Source organism: Micromonospora parastrephiae (assembly GCF_016802865.1).
Lineage (GTDB): Bacteria > Actinomycetota > Actinomycetes > Mycobacteriales > Micromonosporaceae > Micromonospora > Micromonospora parastrephiae.
The window spans coordinates 1-14537 of the sequence record NZ_JAEVHM010000143.1; the positions used below are offsets into that span (position 1 = coordinate 1).

13 protein-coding genes, 1 tRNA gene and 2 pseudogenes are annotated in these 14537 nt (G+C 70.7%); 10 read left to right on the forward strand and 6 right to left on the reverse strand.

What is annotated here, in order from left to right; translation table 11 throughout:
* Both JNW91_RS23090 and JNW91_RS23095 read right to left on the reverse strand, forming a co-directional pair.
* Window positions 1–376 (reverse strand): hypothetical protein (locus JNW91_RS23090; RefSeq protein WP_238425536.1); only part of this gene is annotated, 376 nt, incomplete at its 3' end.
* A 103-nt stretch (window positions 377–479) separates the two neighbouring features.
* Window positions 480–764 (reverse strand): hypothetical protein, encoded by a 285-nt coding sequence (locus JNW91_RS23095; protein WP_139586807.1) that lies wholly within the window; start codon window positions 762–764, stop codon window positions 480–482.
* A gap of 624 nt (window positions 765–1388) precedes the next feature.
* Between JNW91_RS23095 and JNW91_RS23100 the strand changes: the two genes are divergently transcribed.
* The 3 genes from JNW91_RS23100 to JNW91_RS23110 all read left to right on the forward strand — a co-directional run bounded on the left by JNW91_RS23100 (window position 1389) and on the right by JNW91_RS23110 (window position 3064).
* Entirely contained in the window at window positions 1389–2270 is an 882-nt protein-coding gene (locus tag JNW91_RS23100; protein ID WP_030487606.1) for a helix-turn-helix domain-containing protein, read from the forward strand.
* Window positions 2240–2461, forward strand: a complete 222-nt coding sequence (locus JNW91_RS23105; RefSeq protein ID WP_203177549.1) for a DUF397 domain-containing protein — start codon at window positions 2240–2242, stop codon at window positions 2459–2461. The genes JNW91_RS23100 and JNW91_RS23105 overlap by 31 nt, the downstream gene beginning before the upstream one ends.
* A gap of 216 nt (window positions 2462–2677) precedes the next feature.
* Window positions 2678–3064, forward strand: a complete 387-nt coding sequence (locus JNW91_RS23110; RefSeq protein WP_203177550.1) for a hypothetical protein — start codon at window positions 2678–2680, stop codon at window positions 3062–3064.
* Here JNW91_RS23110 and JNW91_RS23115 read toward each other — a convergent pair.
* Window positions 3032–3631: a hypothetical protein gene (locus JNW91_RS23115; RefSeq protein WP_238425537.1), complete on the reverse strand. Its 600-nt coding sequence runs from the start codon at window positions 3629–3631 to the stop codon at window positions 3032–3034. The two genes, JNW91_RS23110 and JNW91_RS23115, sit on opposite strands and share 33 nt — an antisense overlap.
* 218 nt (window positions 3632–3849) lie before the next feature.
* Here JNW91_RS23115 and JNW91_RS23120 point away from each other — a divergent pair, with 218 nt between their 5' ends.
* The gene (locus JNW91_RS23120; protein WP_203177551.1) at window positions 3850–5406 is read left to right on the forward strand and encodes a S8 family peptidase; all 1557 of its coding nucleotides are present in this window, start codon (window positions 3850–3852) and stop codon (window positions 5404–5406) included.
* A 67-nt stretch (window positions 5407–5473) separates the two neighbouring features.
* On the opposite strand, the gene JNW91_RS23125 is transcribed toward JNW91_RS23120, so the two are convergent.
* The 3 genes from JNW91_RS23125 to JNW91_RS23135 all read right to left on the reverse strand — a co-directional run bounded on the left by JNW91_RS23125 (window position 5474) and on the right by JNW91_RS23135 (window position 7542).
* Window positions 5474–6280 (reverse strand): WecB/TagA/CpsF family glycosyltransferase, encoded by an 807-nt coding sequence (locus JNW91_RS23125; protein ID WP_203177552.1) that lies wholly within the window; start codon window positions 6278–6280, stop codon window positions 5474–5476.
* Entirely contained in the window at window positions 6277–7392 is a 1116-nt protein-coding gene (locus JNW91_RS23130) for an NAD-dependent epimerase/dehydratase family protein (RefSeq protein WP_203177553.1), read from the reverse strand. Before JNW91_RS23130 ends, JNW91_RS23125 begins: the two co-directional genes overlap by 4 nt.
* Window positions 7393–7456: 64 nt before the next feature.
* Window positions 7457–7542 (reverse strand) — tRNA-Leu (locus tag JNW91_RS23135).
* A gap of 207 nt (window positions 7543–7749) precedes the next feature.
* On the opposite strand from JNW91_RS23135, the gene JNW91_RS23140 reads away from it, so the two are divergent.
* From JNW91_RS23140 to JNW91_RS23165, 6 genes and pseudogenes are all read left to right on the forward strand, one after another.
* Window positions 7750–8538, forward strand: a complete 789-nt coding sequence (locus JNW91_RS23140; RefSeq protein ID WP_139586798.1) for an FhaA domain-containing protein — start codon at window positions 7750–7752, stop codon at window positions 8536–8538.
* A gap of 6 nt (window positions 8539–8544) precedes the next feature.
* Window positions 8545–9030: an FHA domain-containing protein FhaB/FipA gene (locus JNW91_RS23145; protein WP_074315675.1), complete on the forward strand. Its 486-nt coding sequence runs from the start codon at window positions 8545–8547 to the stop codon at window positions 9028–9030.
* A pseudogene (locus JNW91_RS23150) lies at window positions 9027–10486 on the forward strand (protein phosphatase 2C domain-containing protein). The gene JNW91_RS23145 and the pseudogene JNW91_RS23150 overlap by 4 nt, the downstream one beginning before the upstream one ends.
* Window positions 10487–10516: 30 nt before the next feature.
* A complete protein-coding gene (locus JNW91_RS23155) occupies window positions 10517–12007 on the forward strand; it encodes an FtsW/RodA/SpoVE family cell cycle protein (protein WP_203177554.1) in 1491 nt (496 codons plus the stop codon).
* Entirely contained in the window at window positions 12004–13509 is a 1506-nt protein-coding gene (locus JNW91_RS23160) for a peptidoglycan D,D-transpeptidase FtsI family protein (RefSeq protein WP_203177555.1), read from the forward strand. Before JNW91_RS23155 ends, JNW91_RS23160 begins: the two co-directional genes overlap by 4 nt.
* Window position 13510: 1 nt before the next feature.
* A pseudogene (locus JNW91_RS23165) lies at window positions 13511–14537 on the forward strand (serine/threonine-protein kinase); the annotation flags it as partial.

Sequence of the window (14537 nt, forward strand, 5' to 3'; positions counted from 1 at the left end):
GTGAGGCCGAAGATCCCGGACCAGAACAGGGAGCGGCGGACGTCCGTGGCGGTGTGCCCGGTCGGGCCCGCCTGGGCGAGGTCCTGCCGTCCGTCGACTGACCGCCGGCACCGGCGCCGGCGGCCGAGCCGGTCGGGTCGGCGTGGCGGTTCGGGGCGGCGGCGCCGATCCGGCCGGGGTCGTCCTGCACTGGTGGGTCGGCGTCCACCACGGTGATCTCCGGTGCCGGCACCGGGGTGGTCAGCCGGGTCGCGGACGACGCCGGGTCGCGGACCAGGACCACGAGTGTGGTCACGGCCCCGAGCAGGGCGAGCAGTCCGAAGGCGTAGGCGATACGGGAGCGGTGGTGCCGCCGCAGGGCGGGCTGATTGACCATGACCATCCCAGGCTCAGGGCCCTGGACGTGCGGGTGGAACGGTGCCGGGGTGGGCGTACCAATTCTATGGCGACGGCACGCCCACCGTGGCGGATCGCGGTGGTCAGCCCACCCGGACGGGGGTACGGGAGACGGGCCGCCGCGTACGTACGGTGTGCGGGCGGGGTTCCGGTGCGGCCTGCACCTGTTGCAACCCTTCCCGCTGGACGAAGATCGACCGTCGGTTGACCGCGTCGCCCGCGGCGTTGAGCTCGTAGCCGTCGAGCCAGAGCCAACCGTCGTACGTCGGCCAGTCGAGCACCCGGATCACCCGGAACATGATCGGCCTGAGGAACTGGACACTCGCCGCGCGAGTCACGTGCAGAACGTCACCGGAGCGGGGAAGCACATGGGCTCCTGGGGAGGGTTGGCCGGCGGTTGAGCCGGCGGTGACTGGGGAAGAGTCTCGGCCGGTGACGGGGTCGTGCCTCGTGGACCGGTGGTGCGGATGGTGGTGGTCGGGCCGTACTCCGCTGGTGGCGTGCCGCCACCCGACCATCACCCGGCTGCTACCAGGAACCGCGCCCGCCGCCGCAGCTTGCCGGCTTGCAGCGGCGGGGTCATCACCCCGGAGCAGGTCTCGGTGTCGCCGGCCGGACCCGCGTCGTGCCCGACGCCCCCGGATCGGTGGGATCACCACTCCGGGGGAGCGGACGGAGACGCTGAGTGATCCGTGCCATACGGACAGAGTGCATCAGGGAGGTGCTTCATGCAAGTTGCACGTCGACTTTTGCCGATACGTGAGCGTGTCGTGCAAAGACGCTCTTGAAGCCTTCCGTGTCCGGACGGCAGACTGGGGGCCGGTTTCGCCCGTCGCGGCCGGCCGACGACCGGCACCATCCCCCTCGCCGCGAGCGTTCGCCGGTCGACGGTCGCGCCCCCGGCGGGCGGCAGCCAGTGGCGCGTCGACCGGAGGTAGCCCGAGTGGGGTCGAGCAGCCAGCGGCGGAGACCAGTTACTCAAGGCTCGCGCGATGAGTGAGCGGCGCAGCCCGACCATCAGGCGACGTCGGCTCGGTGCCGAGCTGCGCCGCCAGAGGGAGTCCGCCGGGATCACCATCGAGGTCGTCGCCGAGCAGTTGGAGTGCTCGGCGTCGAAGGTCTCCCGGATCGAGACCGGCCACACCACGGCCACGCCGCGCGACGTGCGGGACATGCTGCGGATCTACGGGGTGGTGGGTGCCGAGAGCGACGAACTCGTGCAGATCGCCCGGGAGGCCCGACAGAAGGGCTGGTGGCATCCGTACAGCACCGTGCTCGTCGGCGCGTACGTCGGGCTGGAGGCCGCGGCGAGTTCGATCCGGGCGTACGAACAGCAGGTGGTGCCAGGTCTCTTGGAGACCGAGGAGTACGCCGGGGCGATGATCCGCGCCGCCCGGCCGGACTTCACCGCCGATCAGGTACACCAGAGGGTGCGTGTCCGACTGGGCCGTCAGTCGTTGTTGACCCAGGACGATCCGGTCGATCTGTGGGTGGTGCTCGATGAGGCGGTGGTAAGTCGGCCGGTGGGCGGGGACGAGGTGATGCGCGGCCAGCTGAAGAGGCTGGTCGAGGTGGCCGAGTTGCCGAACGTGACGCTCCAGATCCTCCCCTTCGAGGTGGGAGCTCACGCCGGCATGGACGGGACCTTCACGATCCTCAGCTTCCCTGAGCCCGGTGATCCGGATGTTGTGTACGCGGAGAACGCCACGGGTGGGCTCTTCCTGGAGAAGAGCGACGAACTACAGAAGTACAGCTTCATCTTCGATCACATCCGCGCTGCGGCCATACGTCCGGAGGAGTCCGTCGCACACATCGCAAAACTGGCAGAGGAGCCGTTGTGGAAATGGCGACCAAGGGGTTCCCCGTGGACCTGACGCAGGCAGCATGGTTCAAGAGCTCGAAGAGCGGGCCGAACTGTGACAACTGCGTGGAGGTGGCGTACGTGACCGGGGCGGTCGGAGTGCGGGATTCGAAGGACAAGGCCGGCCCGGCCCTGGTCTTCGCCCCGGGTGACTGGCACGCCTTCGTCGCCGGCACCAGAGGTGGTGTGTTCGGCTCGGCCTGACCGAGCGTCGCGTGGGTCCCCGTCCGGTTCCGACCGGGCGGGGACCTTCCCGTGCCCGGAGGGGGCGGGCGTCGTGCCACCGTCGGAGACGAGCGCCGCGAGGTTCCGCCGGGATTCCCGTCGCCACAGCGGGCCCGTCTCGTTGAACCGGTCGGTAGCGGCGCTGGTCGATGATCCGCCGCACCGATCCGCAACCGAGCGAGGTAGGCGAGACGGATGACGACGATCGGGTCAGACAATCTCACCAACGGTCCGGGTAAGCCGGAGCGGTTCGGTGGCAAGTACCGCGGGGCGCGTCGGGACACCGTACTGACCGAGGTGGTTTCGAGCGAGCAGGAGTCGTCCGCCGCGGAGTCGGCCGACCCGCCTCTCTCGCTGCCCTCTCTCGACCCGAATCCGCTGGTCGAGCCGTCGTTCCCGCCGAGCGGCTGGCCGATGGAGGCCACCGGGTCGCTGGCCGACCACCCGCTGCTGCGCGGCCTGCTGCTGGAGTTGCCGCCGAAGGGCAGCGTGCCGCCGCCCGGCTGGCTGGACCGCTGGTTCGAGGCGACCCGGGCGATCCTGGAGCTGCTATACGTGCAGGGGTCCGGCCGCTCGCGCTGACGGTGACGCCGCCGGTCGGGTCCGCTCGGCGAGCCGGCTGTGCCGGAGCGCGTGCCGGACGCCGATGACGGCCACCGCGAGCGCACCCACGGTGATCGCCGGACCGGTGACACCGGGCTCGGCGCCGAGGTCGGCGCCGGCGGCCGCGATCACGGCCGGCAGCGTGGTCAGTGCGCTGACCTGCAACGGCAGCCCCGACGAGGGGATGTGCCGCCGCGGCGCGCAGGCCGTGCGGCGCGGGGGTGCCGGCGCGCTGGCGAACGCGCCGGCTCCGGCCCACAGCCGACGGATACGCCGTACCGAGCAGACCACCACGACGAGCGCGGGGCCGATGGTCAGGATCAGCCCGGCGGCAGCCCGGTCGACCGGGGTGGCGCCGGCGCTGAGCAGCCCGCCGGTGAGAGTGACGGCGGTGAGCGCCGCGCCGGTCAGGGCGAGGGCCAGCAACCATCCGGTACGCCTGCGCAGCGTGCGGGCGTCGCGCAGCCGGGGAAGGCCGTCGGCCAGGACGCCGGCGGCCAGCCAGACGGCGGCGATCGGCAACAGGATGGTGAGCTGACTCTCCATGTCGGAAAGTCTTCCCCGAATCGGGGCGGAGCGGTTCCGGGCAGGTCCCCCGTCCGCCCCGGAGCCAGGTCCCGTAGGGGGTCATCCCACCGAGGTTATGGACGTTTCGACATGTCCCACCGGGCGACCGCTGAAATACCCTCAGCTCGATCGGCAACAGTCGATTGATCTCGAGGCCGGTGGTCGCGATCCGCCGCCGGTCGGAGGGAGGTAGGGAGATGGGTCTTCCACGCAGGTCCGTACTGGTCGGGGTGGCCACGGCGACCGCGCTGGCCGTCGGCACCCCGGCCCTGGCCGCCGAACCCGTCGGTGTGGTCCAGGCCGCCGGCGGAGCCACCGCCGTGCCGGACAGCTACATCGTCGTCCTCAAGGACAGCGCCGTGGCCCGCGACCGGGTCGGCGACACCGCGAAGCGGCTGTCCGGCCGTCACGGTGGCACGGTGGCCCGCACCTACGGCACGGCGCTGCGCGGCTTCGAGGTCACCGTGAGCGCGAAGGCGGCGGCGCGGATCGCGGCCGACCCGGCGGTGGCGTACGTCGAGCAGAACCACACCGTCTCGATCTCCGGAACGCAGGCCAACCCGCCCTCCTGGGGCCTGGACCGGATCGACCAGCGCAACCTGCCACTAAACAGCTCCTACACCTACCCGAACACGGCGAGCAACGTGCACGCCTACATCATCGACACCGGCATCCGCTTCTCCCACAACGACTTCGGCGGCCGGGCCACCTCCGGCTACGACGCGGTGGACGGCGGGTCGGCCGACGACTGCAACGGCCACGGCACGCACGTCGCCGGCACGGTCGGCGGGTCCGCGTACGGGGTCGCCAAGGGCGTCCAGCTGGTCGGCGTACGGGTGCTGAACTGCTCCGGCAGTGGCACCAACGCGGGCGTGATCGCCGGCGTCGACTGGGTCACCCAGAACGCGATCAAGCCGGCGGTGGCGAACATGAGCCTCGGCGGCGGGGCGAACAGCTCGCTGGACACCGCCGTGCGCAACTCGATCGCCTCCGGCGTGACGTACGGCCTGGCGGCCGGAAACGACAACGGCGCGAACGCCTGCAACACCTCGCCGGCGCGTACCGCGGAGGCCATCACGGTCGGCTCGACGACCAGCTCGGACGCCCGCTCGTCGTTCTCCAACGTCGGCACCTGCCTGGACATCTTCGCGCCGGGTTCGTCGATCACCTCGGCCTGGTACACGAGCAACACCGCGACCAACACGATCAGCGGCACCTCGATGGCCACGCCGCACGTGGTCGGCGCGGCGGCCCTGCTGGCCAGTGCCAACCCGGGCTGGACGCCGCAGCAGGTCCGCGACCAGATGGTGGCCAACGCGACCCCCAACGTGGTCAGCAACCCCGGCTCCGGATCGCCGAACCGGCTGCTGTACGTGGGCGCCGGCGGCACCACCCCGCCGCCGACCGGCTGCACCGGCACCAACGGCACCGACGTGTCGATCCCGGACGCCGGTGCGGCGGTGACCAGCTCGATCACCATCGCCGGCTGCGGCCGCAACGCCTCGTCGGCCTCCACGGTGGCGGTGAACATCGTGCACACCTTCCGAGGTGACCTGGTCATCGACCTGCTCGCCCCGGACGGCAGTGCGTACCGGCTGAAGAACACCAGCACCTCGGACAGCGCCGACAACGTGAACACCACGTACACGGCCAACGTGTCCGGTGAGGCCGCCGACGGCACCTGGCGGCTCCAGGTGCGCGACACCTACGCGGCCGACACCGGCTACATCAACACCTGGACCCTGACCGTCTGACCGTCTCCCACGACCGAGGCCCCACCCGGAACGTCGGGTGGGGCCTCGGTGTCGTACGGATCGGGGATCAGACCGCGAAGGTGGGTGGCCGCTCGGTGGCCGGGGCCGGCGGGCGTGCCTTCCACAGGCCGGTCTTCTGCGCGGCCAGCCGGGCCAGGTAGGCCGGGTTGAGGATCACGTAGCGGCGCCACAGCCGCTTCGGCTCCAGACCGAGCCGCCAGAACCACTCCAGCCCGGCGCGCTGCATCCACGGCGGTGGCTGGCGCAGCAGCCCGGCGTGGTAGTCGAAGGCCGCGCCGACCGCCATCATCGGCATGTCGAGCAGCGGTCGCATGGCGTACGTGAAGACCTCCTGGCGCGGGCAGCCGAGCCCGACCAGGACCAGCCGCGCGCCGCTGGACCGGATCCGGTCGGCGATCTCGGCGTCCTCGCCCGGCTGGACGGCCCGGAACTTGGACGGCTCCACCCCGGCGATCTTCAGCGCGGGAAACATCCGCTCCAGCGCCGGAATCAACCGGGCCAGGGTCTCCTCGGTCGATCCGTACAGGTAGACGGGCAGCCCCTCGTCGGCGAAGCGGGACAGCACGTGCAGGGTCAGCGTCGGCCCGTAGACCCGGTCGGTGAGCCCGGCGTGGTGCAGCAGGTTGAGCGCCCAGCGCACCGGCTGCCCGTCCGGCGTGACCACGTCGAACGAGTTGAGCCGGGCGTTGTGCGCCGGGTCCAGGACACCGGTCATCACGCCGTGCACGGCCAGCGCGGTCAGCGCGAGGGGACGCCGTTCGTGCGCGGCGGTCACCACCGCGTCGGTCGCCGTGGCGTAGTCGGTGGCGTCGACCAGGACGCCGAGCACGTTGCGCTTGGTCTTGGCCGTCATGACTGGTGCACCCACTTGTCGACGTTGGCCTCGTAGATTTCCCGCAGGATCATGGGTACGTCGTACGTGATCTTCCAGTCCGGGTACTGCTCCTCGAACCGGGCCATGCTGCTGACGTACCACTGGTGGTCGCCCGTGCGGTTCTGCTCGACGTAGTTGATCCGCGCCTCGCGGCCGGTGATCTCCTCGGCGATCCGGAACGCCTCGATGTGCGAGGTGTTGGAGTGCCGCCCGCCGCCGAGGTTGTAGACCTCCGCCGAACGCGGCGCCCGGAAGAACGCCTCGAACGCCGTCAGCACGTCCCGCGAGTGGATCGCGTCGCGGACCATCTTGCCCTTGTAGCCGAACAGGTTGTAAGTCCGGCCTTCCATCACGCAGCGCATCAGGTACGCCAGGAAGCCGTGCAGCTCGGCCGCCGAGTGCGCCGGGCCGGTCAGCGTGCCACCGCGGAAGCAGGCGGTCTTCATGTCGAAGTAGCGGCCGTACTCCTGGACCATCACGTCCGAGGCGACCTTGGACGCGCCGAAGATCGAGTGCAGGGAGTTGTCGATCGACATGTCCTCGGTGATGCCCCTGTACCACCTGTGGTCCTCGGGCAGCTCGTACCGGGTCTCCAGCTCGATCAGCGGCAGGCTGTTGGGCCGGTCACCGTAGACCTTGTTGGTCGAGCAGTGGATGAACGGGGCGTCGATCGCGTGCCGCCGGGTGTTCTCCAGGATGTTCAGCGTGCCGCCGGCGTTGACGTCGAAGTCGGTGTACGGCTCCTTCGCCGCCCAGTCGTGGCTCGGCTGCGCGGCGCTGTGGATCACCACGGCGATGTCCGAGCCGTACTTCTTGAACACCTGCTCCAGGCCGTCGCGGTCCCGGATGTCCACGGCGAAGTGGGTGTACGAGTTACCCAGGTCACGGGCGAGTCGTTCGAGGCTCCACGATGTGGAGCCGTCCGCACCGAAGAAGTACCGGCGCATGTCGTTGTCGATGCCGACGACATCCAGGCCGAGGCCGGCGAAGTGCCGGACCGCCTCGGAGCCGATCAGACCACCAGACCCGGTCACCAACGCGACACTCACACGCCACTCCTGGTCCATCGGAGGCAGAATCCATCGGAGCATAGCGTGACGCCCGGCACGCCCCGATATGACGGAAGGGCCCCGCATGATGCGGAGCCCTCGTCGGTGGTGGGGATGGGGGGAGTTGAACCCCCACGCCCTTTCGGGCACACGGACCTGAACCGTGCGCGTCTGCCATTCCGCCACATCCCCGTGGCACGACCCGGAACACTTTAGCCGCCCCGAACCCGCTGTCTCCAACGGGCCCCGGAGATACTACGCTGTCCCCGACGCTCGCCACGAGCGGTTACCGTTCGTGGCGGACGAAAGAGTAGCACGGCAGTCCCGGCCCTTCCGAACAGGCCGGAAGCAGGCGGCCGAGCGGCGTGTGAGCTGCACGCGCGCCGGCCGGATACCATCATGTCCTCGGGACCCGAGGAGGAGCCGGTGAGCGTGCTGCAACGCTTCGAGAAGCGTCTGGAAGGCCTGGTCGAAGGGGCCTTTGCCAAGGTCTTCAAAGGGGTGGTCCACCCCGTGGAGATCCTCAACGCCATGCAGCGGGAGGCCGAGGCGCACAAGGCGATCCTGGCCGGTGGGCGCACGTTGGTGCCCAACCGCTACGTGATCGATCTCTCGCCGTTCGACCACAGTCGTCTGGCGCCGTACGCCGCCGCGCTGGCCCAGGAGTTGGCCCAGTCGCAGGCGGAGTTCATCGGCGAGCAGGCCTGGACGGTCTACGGTGACGTGATCGTCGAGATCGAGCGGGGGGACGGCCTGGACACGGGCATGTTCCGGGTCACCGCCGAGGTCTACACCGGTGGCGAGGTCGCCCCGGTGTCGGCGCCCGGCTACGACGCCGGCCCGCCCGCGTACCCCGCGTACGACCAGGGTGGTGGCTACGGCCCGCCGCCCGGCCACGGTGGTGGCCGCAACGTGCGGCTGGTCTCCGGCGACGGCCGTACCTACCCGCTCCAGATGGGGTCGACGGTGATCGGTCGCGGCGACCAGGCCAACCTGCGCCTGCCCGACGTCGGCATCTCCCGGCGACACGCCCGGCTGGATTTCGATGGCGGCCAGGTCGTGCTGACCGATCTGGGGTCGACCAACGGCACCATGGTCAACGGTCAGCGGGTCTCCGCCGTCGCCCTCAACCCGGGTGACATGGTCCAGCTCGGCACCACGACGCTGACCTTCCGCGTGGACGGCTGACCCGCCTTGCCGGAACTGGTCATCACCGTTGCCCGGTTCGGATTCCTGATCCTGCTGTGGATCTTCGTGTTCACGGTGGTCGGCGTGATCCGTCGAGACCTGTTCGCGGGGGCCCGGTCCGGTCGCCTGGTGGCGGCGCCACGAGCCGTGGGCGCCTCGACGGGGCAGGCGGCCAAACCGGCGAAGGTGAAGCGGGGTAGGGCGGCACACCAGCTGGTGGTGACCGCCGGCCAGTTGGCCGGCACCCGGATCACTCTCGGTGAAGCGCAGATCACCATCGGTCGGGCCGAGGATTCCACCCTGGTCATCACCGACGACTACGCCTCCGCGCGGCACGCCCGACTCGTGCCGCGCGACGGGCAGTGGTTCGTCGAGGACCTCGGCTCGACTAACGGCACGTACCTCGATCGCGCTAAGGTCACCGGACCAACCCCCGTCCCCCTCGGCGTGCCGATCCGGATCGGCCGCACTTCCCTCGAATTACGGCCATGACTCTGACCCTGCGTTATGCGGCCCACAGCGACCGCGGTCTGATCCGAGACGGCAATCAAGACTCCGTCTACGCCGGGCCGCGGCTACTCGCCGTTGCCGACGGCATGGGCGGCATGGCCGCCGGTGACGTCGCCAGCAACATCGTCATCGGTGCCATGGCACCGCTCGACGAGGACGTCCCGGGGGACGCTCTCGTCGACGCGCTGCGTTCGGCCGTGGGCACCGCCAACCAACAACTCCGCGACACGGTGGACGCCAACCCGCAGCTGGAGGGGATGGGCACCACGCTGACGGCGACCCTCTTCTCCGGCAGCAAGCTGGGGATGGTCCACATCGGCGACTCGCGGGCCTACCTGCTGCGCAACGGTGAGTTCGCGCAGATCACCAAGGACGACACGTACGTCCAGATGCTCGTCGACGAGGGGCGGATCAGCGCCGAGGAGGCGAGCAGCCACCCGCAACGGTCGCTGCTGACCCGGGCCCTGGACGGCCGGGACATCGACCCGGAGTACTCGGTGCGCCAGGTTCTCCCAGGTGACCGGTATCTGATCTGCAGCGACGGCCTCTCCGGCGTGGTCAGCGCCGAGACCATCGGCGAGACCCTGCGGGAGTACACCGACCCGCAGCAGTGCGTCGAGCGGCTGGTGCAGCTCGCGCTGCGCGGCGGCGGGCCGGACAACATCACCGTGATCATCGCCGACGCCACCGATCAGGACATCGTCGAGGCGACCCCGATCGTCGGCGGCGCCGCCGCCCGGGACCGGGGCATGGCCACCTCCGCCGACGACTCCACACCGGCCGCCCGGGCCTCCGCGCTCTCCGCGCCACGCCCGGCCGCGCCCGAGGAGCCCGCCGCATCGGACGACGAGCCGGAGCGGCCGAAGCGTCGGCCGGTACGGACCGCCGCCATGGCGCTGGCCCTGCTGGTGATCGTCGGTGGCGGGTCCTTCGCCGGCTGGACGTACACCCAGCGGCAGTACTACGTGGGTGCCACCGAGGAGGGGCAGGTCGCCGTCTTCCGTGGCGTTCAGGGTCAGATCGCCGGGGTGGACCTCTCCACCGTGCACCGCACCAGCGGGACCCGGCTGGACGACCTCACCGTCGCCGCGCAGGACACCGTCAAGGTGGGCATCCGGGCCAAGAGCGAGCCGGACGCCGAGCGCCAGCTCGCCGAGCTGACCAGCGACACCCCGAGCAACCCGAACCTGAAGCCGCTCTGCCCGTCCGACCCGACCGTGGTGGGTGGGACACCGACCCCGGACGGAACGCCCGCGCCGCCGAACGCAGCCCCAGCGCCAACACGCCGGTGACTCCCAACGGTGCCGTGACCACGGGCCCGACCCCCGAGGCCACCGCCACCGTCGGCGCGACCGACCCGACGACCACACCCGACGCCACGCCCTCCGACTCGACACCGCCGACGCTCGACCCGGCCGGTTGCCGGTCTCCTGAGTGAGCGTCGACTGAGATCCCGAGGACTCCACCCGTGACCGTAGCGGCCACACCGGCACCCTCGCCCGCGACCACGGGCGAGCAGTCCGGCGTACGCCTGGCCCGGTCCCGACGCAACGCCGAGCTGTCCCTGCTGCTGCTCGCCATGGTGCTGGTGGCCGCGTACGGGGCGACCGTCGAGGCGAACCTGCTCGACACGGTCACCCCGGACTTCTGGATGCCCGCCGCCGCCCTCGGCGCGGTCTTCCTCGGTCTGCATCTGGTCATCCGCTTCCTCGCGCCGTTCGCCGACCCGGCCCTGTTGCCGGCGGTGGCTCTGCTCAACGGTCTCGGGGTGGGCTTCCTGCGCCGCATCGACCTGGGCGAGGCGCCGGTGGCCGACCGGGAGAGCCTGGCGGTCTTCGCCGGCATCGGGGGGCGGCAGTTGGCGTGGACGCTCGCCTCGGTGATCCTGGCCGCCGGCCTGCTCGCCATCATGCGCGACCACCGATCGGTGTCCCGGTACGCGTACACCCTGGGGTTGGCCGGCATCGTGCTGGTGATGCTCCCGGCGGTACTGCCGTCCAGCATCTCGGAGATCAACGGCGCCAAGCTGTGGATCCGGGTGGGTGGTTTCTCCCTCCAGCCCGGTGAGTTCGCCAAGTTGGCGCTGCTGGTCTTCTTCGCCTACTACCTGGTGCGCAAGCGTGAGGTGCTGTCGCTGGCCAGCCGGCGTCTGCTCGGCATCGACTTCCCCCGTGGGCGCGACCTCGGCCCGGTGGTCGTGGTCTGGTTGATCAGCCTCCTGGTGCTCGTCTTCGAGAAGGACCTGGGCACCTCGCTGCTCTACTTCGGCATGTTCGTGGTGACTCTCTACATCGCCACCGAACGGGTCAGTTGGCTGCTGATCGGTCTGGTCCTCTTCTTCGGCGGCGCCTACCTGGCGTACTTCCTCGGCTCGACGGTCGGCGGCCCGTTCGCCAACTTCTACGTGCGGGCGGAGATCTGGCTGGATCCGTTCGCCGACCCCACCGACAAGGGCTACCAGCTGGTCCAGGGGCTGCTCGCCCTGGGCACGGGTGGGCTCTTCGGCGCGGGGCCGGGCGGCGGCCAGCCGGAGATCCTGCCGGAGGTGCAGAACGACTTCATCTTCGCCGGTATCGGTGAGGAGATCGGTCTCTTCGGGCTCTCCGCGCTGCTGGTGGTCTACCTGCTGATCGTGGAGCGGGGGCTGCGCGCCGCACTCGCGGTACGCGACTCGTTCGGCAAGCTGCTCGCCGGCGGTCTCGCGTTCACCCTCGGCCTCCAGGTCTTCGTGATCGTCGGGGGGATCAGCAAGCTCATCCCGCTGACCGGTCAGACCACCCCGTTCCTGTCCGCCGGTGGTTCGTCGCTGATGGCCAACTGGCTGCTCATCGCGGTGCTGCTGCGGGTCTCCGACGGAGCCCGCCGGCCGGTGACCGGAGGTGGCGGCAAGGCCGCCCGGCCCGCCGGTGGCCCGCCCGAGCAACTGCACGGTGCCCCCACGGAGGTGATCAAGCCGTGAACGCACCCCTGCGCCGCGTCGGCGTCGTCGTCATGGTCCTGTTCGGCCTGCTCTTCGCCAATCTCAACTGGATCCAGGCGTACAAGGCCGACGAGTACCGCACCAGCGACTACAACGGCCGGGTCCAGGTCGCCGAGTACGACCGCAAGCGCGGCAACATCGAGGCCGGCGGCACGGCACTGGCCACCAGCAAGGAAACCACCGGCAAGCTGAAGTTCCAGCGCACCTACCCGGGCGGTGCGAAGTACGCGCAGGTACTCGGCTACAAGCCGGTCAACCTGGCCGACACCGGCATCGAACGGGTGGAGAACGACTTCCTGGCCGGCACCAGCGACCAGCTCATCGGCGACCGGTTCAAGGACATGTTCACCGGCGACCAGACCGGTGGCGGAAACGTGCTGCTCACGCTCTCCAAGCGGGCCCAGGACGTGGCGTACGACCAGCTGCGCAACAACCAGGTGGGGGCCAAGAGGGGCGCGGCCATCGCCATCGACCCGCGGACCGGGGCGGTGCAGGCGCTGGTCTCCATGCCCAGCTTCGACCCGAACCCGCTGGCCAGCCACGACACCTCCCAGGCGGCGGCTGCGTACAACAGGTTGGAGCAGGACCCGGAGGGCCCGCTGAAGAACCGGGCGCTCTCCGAGACGCTGCCGCCGGGCTCCACCTTCAAGATCGTGGTTGCGGCCGCGGCGTTGGAGAACGGCATCACCAAGACCACCCAGATCCCGGCCGGTCCCAGCTACACCCCACCCACCTCCGGTGAGCCGATCCGCAACGCCGCAGCCTCGATCTGCCCGGAGCCGCAGATCAGCCTGCTGGACGCGGTCACCGAGTCGTGCAACACCGGCTTCGCCCAGCTCGGCGTACGGCTCGGCGCCAACACCATCAAGGAGAAGGCCCGCCAGTTCGGCTTCGAGCAGGAGGACCTGACGGTCGGCCAGCTCGGCGAGGGTGGCCTGCCCACCGCGGCCAGCCGGACCGGCAGCATCCAGAACACCGACGGCGGCGACGACCCGGCCGCGCTCGCCCAGTCCTCGATCGGGCAGCGGGACGTCCGGATGACGCCGCTGGAGGGCGCCATGATCGCCGGCGCGGTGGCCCACAACGGCAGCCAGATGCGGCCGTATCTGGTGCGGCAGCTGCTCGCTCCGGACCGGACCACCAGCTACTACACGGCGAAGGCGCGGGAGCTGCGTCAGCCGGTGAGCCCGCAGGTCGCCAGCGACCTGCGCGACATGATGGTCAGCGTGGTCCAGAACGGGACCGGCAAGAAGGCCGCCATCAGCGGCTACACGGTCGGCGGCAAGACCGGTACCGCCCAGTCCGCCCCGGACCGCCCCGACCACGGCTGGTTCATCGGCTTCGTACTGGACAAGAACAAGGAGCCGATCTCCGCGGTCTGCGTGATGCTGGAGCAGGCCGGCCCCGGTGGCAGCGCCGAGGCGGCCCGGATCGGCGGTCAGATCATGCGGGCCGCCATCGCCGACCCCGGGGGTCGCTGACATGCTCAGCCCCGGCGTCCAGCTCGGCAACCGCTACCGTCTCGACGAGCGGATCGCCAGCGGCGGCATGGGTGACGTGTGGCGTGGCACCGACCAGGTGCTCGGGCGGACGGTCGCGGTGAAGAGCCTGCTCCCCGCGCTACTCGACGACCCGGACTTCGCCGAGCGGTTCCGCGGCGAGGCCCGGACCATGGCCACCATCAACCACCCGGGCGTGGTGGACGTCTACGACTTCGGCAACGACCAGCAGATCGCGTTCCTGGTCATGGAGTACGTCGAGGGCGACGCCCTGTCGTCGACGCTGAGCCGGGTCGGTCGGCTCACTCCGGCCCGGACGATGGCCCTCGTCGCGCAGGCCGCGGACGCGCTGCACGCCGCGCACGAGAAGGGCATCGTGCACCGCGACGTGAAGCCGGGCAACCTGCTGGTCCGGCCGAACGGGACGCTGGTGCTCACCGACTTCGGCATCGCCCGCTCCGACCTGGTGGGCCAGCTCACCGCCGCCGGTTCGGTGCTGGGCACCGCCTCGTACATCTCGCCGGAGCAGGCCACCGGCGGTGTCGCCACCCCGGCGTCCGACGTGTACGCGCTCGGCGTGGTCGCGTACCAGTGCCTGGCCGGGCGGCGCCCGTTCGAGGGCGACAACCCGCTCGACATCGCCATGCGGCACGTGCGGGAGACGCCCCGACCACTGCCCGCGGACATTCCGCCGCAGGTCAGGGCAGTGGTGGAACGAGCGTTGGCCAAGGACCCGGCCGCGCGCTGGCCCAGCGCCGCAGCCCTCGCCAGCGTCGCGCGCCAGCTCAAGGCCGCGCTCTCCCAGCAGGCCCGCGGCGGCGGTCACCCGGGGCCGGTCTCCGGGGCGCCGGCCTCACCGGCCGCGCCCGGTCGGGCGCAGGTGCCGCAGTCGCAGCAGCACCACCGCCCATCGGAAGCCGCCCTGGCCTCGGTCCGTGCCCGCACGCCGGGACACCTTCGGCGGGCCGATCGCGCCGCCCTGCTCGACGCCCCGCCGCTCGCCGACTGCG